Source organism: Micromonospora orduensis (assembly GCF_006228125.1).
Classification (GTDB): domain Bacteria; phylum Actinomycetota; class Actinomycetes; order Mycobacteriales; family Micromonosporaceae; genus Micromonospora; species Micromonospora orduensis.
Map to the genome: position 1 here is coordinate 1 of NZ_VDFY01000103.1, position 4624 is coordinate 4624.

The window sequence follows — 4624 nt, forward strand, 5'->3', positions numbered from 1 at the left end:
GGGAGACCCTGCGCGACGACGACGGCGCTGCCCCGCAGATTGACCGATACCTCGTCCCGCCATCGCCCACCTCCACAACACCGCGTCACCGGCTGCTAAACGTCCCCGCCCGCCTCACCCGTTCCGCCCGACGACCCGTTCCCCGAGGAACCCGCCACTCGCCCGGTAACCGCCATGCCCATATGCCGGACGAACCACAAGGAAAGATCAACCAGCGGTCGGCCACCCTTGGTCACACTTAGCGACAGGCCGAGGCTAGTGATCCGTCGCGGTCCGGGCGGCGCCCTGCCTGCGCCGGGTAGCGATCACGGTGGTGGCGACGAGGGTGGCGAGGAGCAGAGCGGTCAGGCGTGCCGGCGCCGGCGTGAACGGTGTCAGCAGTACGAGCGCCGTGGTGGCCAAGTACGGCACGGTCATCTTCAGCTGCTCATACGGGCGGATGTGCAGCGTCCAGACTGCGAGCAGGTAGACGGCGACCGGCGCGGCTACCGCGTACCCTACGGCGACGGACCCGAGGTGCGCGGTGCCGGTTTGGTAGTCGACGTCGACGGCGAGGCCCGCGCCGAGCGCAGCCGCCGATGCGAAGATCAGGTACTGACCGTATCCCCACAGCAGCGCCACGCGCGGCGAGGCCGCCAGGTGCTGAACTGGGCGATCGAAGTACAGCCACCACATCGCGAAGACGATCACGATGCCGGCACCGGCGATCGTCAGAAGAGTGCTTGCCTTGGTCCCCCGGTCAAAGGCGGTCTGGACGGCGAGGCTGGCCGCGAGTACCGACTCGCCGAGGACGATGATGGTGAATAGGCCGTACCGCTCGGTTATGTGGCGTGGGTGCCAGATGACCGGAGCGGGGCGCCTCGCCCAGAACGGCAGCAGCAGCTCGGCGAGGACGATCGCCAGGAAGCCGGGCAACAGCCAGTGCCACCCTCCGGGCAGTGCCAGCCGGGCGATCCAGGCCGCCTGCAGCACGATGACGCCCACGGCATAGCGTAGTGCGGTGGCCCGCCGCTCCGGGTCGCTGCGGGCGACGCGCAACCATTGCCCGACCATCGCCAGCCGCATGATCACGTACCCGTACGTGATGACGGAGAAGTCGCCGCGGTCGAACGCGCGGGGTACGCCACCGGCGATCACCAGCGCCCCGGCGATCTGGACCAGGGTGGTGAGGCGGTAGACGTCGTCCTCGGGGTCGTACGCGGAGGCGAATGTGGTGAAGTTCATCCACGCCCACCAGATCGCGAAGAACACCGCCGGATAGAGGCCAATCCCGTGACCGATGTCGGCCTCGCCCAGGTTGTGGTGCAGCCGGTCGGCGACCTGCCTCACCGCGGCCACGAAGCACAGGTCGAAGAGCAGTTCCAGCGGAGTCACGGTCCGGTACGGCTCGTCGGTGGGGCGGGCGACCATGGGCCGGTACCAGGCCCGGACGGGGGGCCGTGGAGGAGTCACTGTGTCGGACATGGCAGCACCTCGGACGGCTCGCGAAGACGATTCCTGCCGCTGATCATTCCGACCGCGGCCCGTCCCGTACCGACGCTCACCAAAGTTCACGTGAACGGGCCTGGAAGTCGACTCCACCGGCCGCATGCGAGGCCCCCCAGACCGAACCAAGGGACGACGGTGACTGCTACCCGTTCGCTGCTCCGACCTCCGAGGCCGCTATGCGGTAGCGAGAACTCGTTCGCCTATTTCGTGGCCGATCCGTTCGAGCTTGTCCGCGCTGCCTTCCTTCTGGATGAGGTTAGCCAGCATTCTCTGCGTACACCCGCTCTCGCCTGCAGCGGGACGCGGACCTCGCCGCCCGCGACGCCGGCCGGCTTTCGCAAAGTCGGCTAATCATGGTCGGAACCCCGTGCGGGCCTCGCCGGGATCGGCAGCAATCATTGGCCGGTCGCGGCGCCATGTTTGTGCGCCGAACGGGCGGGAAGCGGGTCTCATGGCCTTCCGTACCCCGAACATGGCGGCGAGTCTCGGGCGAGGCACCCTCGCGGGTGTCGGTGGCACCGCCGTTGGGGCTAGTCGCTCGTGTCGGGTTGGGTGAAGCGGTGCGGGTTGGTGGCGGGGTTGTCGGGGCCGTGGTCGCTGGGCAGCTCGTGCAGCCAGCGGCGCAGCCCGGGGTCGGTGGTGAGGGTCCAGGCCGGGCCGGCGGGGTGTTCGTCGTGGACGCCGGTGGCCACGGGCATGGCGGTGGGCACGCCGGCCAGGGCCCGTAGGAGGTTGGCCTCGCGGCGGCGGCTGCGTACCCGCAGCAGGACGGGGTAGCGGGGTCCGAACTCGGCGAGGCGTTCGTAGGCGCGCAGCTTGCGTAGCACTCGGCTGAGGTTCTCGGTGTTGTTGTCGTGTTCGAGGAAGAAGCCGACGCTGCGGTCGCCGACGGTCCAGACGCCGTGGGCGTCGGGGCGGATGTCGGCGGCGGCGTAGGCGGCGGTGGCGTGCTGCTCGGACCACCACCGCGCCAGCTGCGCGTTTGGGCCGATGTGGGTGTAGGCGTGCAGGTCGACGAAGAGTTGGTTGACGCCGAGCAGGTGGCGCAGCTTCGCGCTGCCGATGATGCGTTCGGTGCGCTCGATGCTGCTGCGCGGCGCCCGGGCGGACGGCCGGTCGGGGTCGGTGTAGGCGGTCGGGTGGACCACGGCGCCGAGCGGGCCGAGGGCGTAGAGGTACTGGCTGGTGCCGGTGGTGACGTCCACGAAGCGGGTGACCGCGTCGATGGTGTGCAGCGCCGCGAGGCGTAGCAGGGCTGCCCGCCGGGACGGGAACAGCGCCTGGGCGATCTGGTCGGTGGATAGCAGGTAGTGCTCGGCGAGCCAGTCGAGCAGTTGACGGTCGCGCAGGGTCAGACGACGCAGGAGTTGCAGGCGGTCCGGGCGGGTCGGGCGGCGCGAGGACGCGGAGCGGCCGGGCGAGGAAGGCTCGAAGGAGTGGGGGTGAGGGGGGTCAGGACGGTGCGGGTCGCAGTGTTCGGCGGACATGCCGGTTTCCCTTCAGGCAGGAAGGAGGATCCCCTCTGTGGGAGGGGTGTCTGGAATTGGTGGTCGCTGTGGCTGTGGCTGGTCACGGCGGGTGTGCAGCGTTGACAGGCCCAACCGGGCCGTTCTGTCAGCGGCACAGAGTTGACGGTGGTGAAGGGGTGGTGATGCGCTGGTCGAAGGGGCACCGCGGCCTTGATCTGGCTGCGGTGACAGACACCGAAGCGCTGGTCCTGCAGGGCTGTTGATTCCGGTCAGGAGACGTCTCTGCCGCCCTTGGTCCTTGCGCCTCTGTCGTCGCGGGGCTGGGATAACCGGTCGACGAGAGCGTCGATAGCGCTGGTGTTCTGCGCCTGCACGGTCCGGGCGACGGTCTCCCGGATCGCGGTGGCCTCGCCTACGACTGGCTGGGGTGGGCGGCTGCGTAGCGTGAACGCCGGTGTTTGCCGGCCGTCGACGACGAGGCGGGTGGCGGCGGTGTAGGCGTCGAGGTGCGTGAGGTCGTGCTCGTCGAGCTCGGGCAGCGTGTGCCTTGCGAGGACGCGGGCGTCCTCGGGAGCGCACGAGAAGTAGATCTTGTTGCGGGCGCTCGCTGATGCCGCGGCGAGGAGGTCTTTGGGGAACTGGGCGAGGTCCTGGTGCGACAGCACCAGAGACAGCCGGTACTTGCGGGCTTCGGCGAGCATCGTGTCCAGGCTGTTGGCGAGAGTGAGGAAATTCTGGGCCTCGTCGATGATCAGCGTTGCGTCCCGCCGTTTCTCCGGAGCGATTTTCGCGCGGGCGGTGGCGGCCTGCCACACCTGCGCCAGGATCAGGGAGCCGAGCAGCTTGCTGGTGTCCTCGCCGAGCTGGCCCTTCGGGATCCGGACCAGCAGGGCACCGCCGTCGAGGACCTTGCCCATGTCGAAGCTGGATGTCGGGTAGCGCATGGTGCGTTTGACGAAGTCGCGGAGCAGGAACGCCCGGAGTCGGGCGAGGACGGGGCCGATGACCTGGGAGCGCAGGGCGGGGTTGAGTTCGTCGTACCACTGCCAGAAGCCGGACAGACCGGCCGGGTCGTCGAGGTCGACGGTCATCGCCGACCGGAACTGGGCGCTGTTGAGCAGGGGTGGGATGTGCTGCAGGGTGACGTTGGCGTGGCGCAGCAGGGTCAGGCAGGCCACCCGCATGACGTCGTCCATGCGTGGTCCCCACGCCTTGGCGAAGATGTTCCCGAAGATCGACACGAGGTTGTCCACGACCAGGTCGGGGTCGTCGCCGGACAGCGGATTGATCGTCGGCGGATTCCCTTGGTCCGGGTCGAAGATGACGAGGCGGCCGGCGATGGAGGCGGGGAGCCGGTCGAGGATGTCCAGGACCATGTCGCCGTGGGGGTCGATGACCACGGTGCCGCGGCCGGCTTTGATGTCGTCGACGGCCATGTTCACCAACAGCGTCGTCTTTCCGCTGCCGGTGGATCCGACGACGTGCAGGTGGTAGCGGGCGTCGGGGACGGCCAGGGCGACGCCGTGGCCGCCGACTTGCGCGTCGCCGATCATCTTCGTGCCGCGCCCTCCGGTGGGTACGGCGACGGGGGTGGGCATGGATTTGGCCCGGGCCCGGTCCAGGCCGGGCACGGCCAGGTCTCGGGGGAGGGCGGCGCGGGCGCCGAG

Annotated in this window: 3 protein-coding genes; all 3 read right to left on the reverse strand. The window is 69.3% G+C overall.

What is annotated here, in order from left to right:
- Positions 1-255 precede the first annotated feature (255 nt).
- Positions 256-1464: a low temperature requirement protein A gene (locus FHG89_RS06240; RefSeq protein ID WP_139583402.1), complete on the reverse strand. Its 1209-nt coding sequence runs from the start codon at positions 1462-1464 to the stop codon at positions 256-258.
- Positions 1465-2018: 554 nt separating this feature from the next.
- The gene (locus FHG89_RS06245) at positions 2019-2975 is read right to left on the reverse strand and encodes a replication-relaxation family protein (RefSeq protein ID WP_139583403.1); all 957 of its coding nucleotides are present in this window, start codon (positions 2973-2975) and stop codon (positions 2019-2021) included.
- Between the two features lie 251 nt (positions 2976-3226).
- On the reverse strand, positions 3227-4624 hold a 1398-nt coding region (locus FHG89_RS06250; protein ID WP_139583404.1), incomplete at its 5' end, for a type IV secretory system conjugative DNA transfer family protein.

What these genes read in the sequence shown, in the direction of transcription:
- FHG89_RS06240 (WP_139583402.1), bottom strand. Translation starts at nt 1,464, where the DNA reads ATGTCCGACACAGTGACTCCTCCACGGCCCCCCGTCCGGGCCTGGTAC.
- FHG89_RS06245 (WP_139583403.1), bottom strand. Translation starts at nt 2,975, where the DNA reads ATGTCCGCCGAACACTGCGACCCGCACCGTCCTGACCCCCCTCACCCC.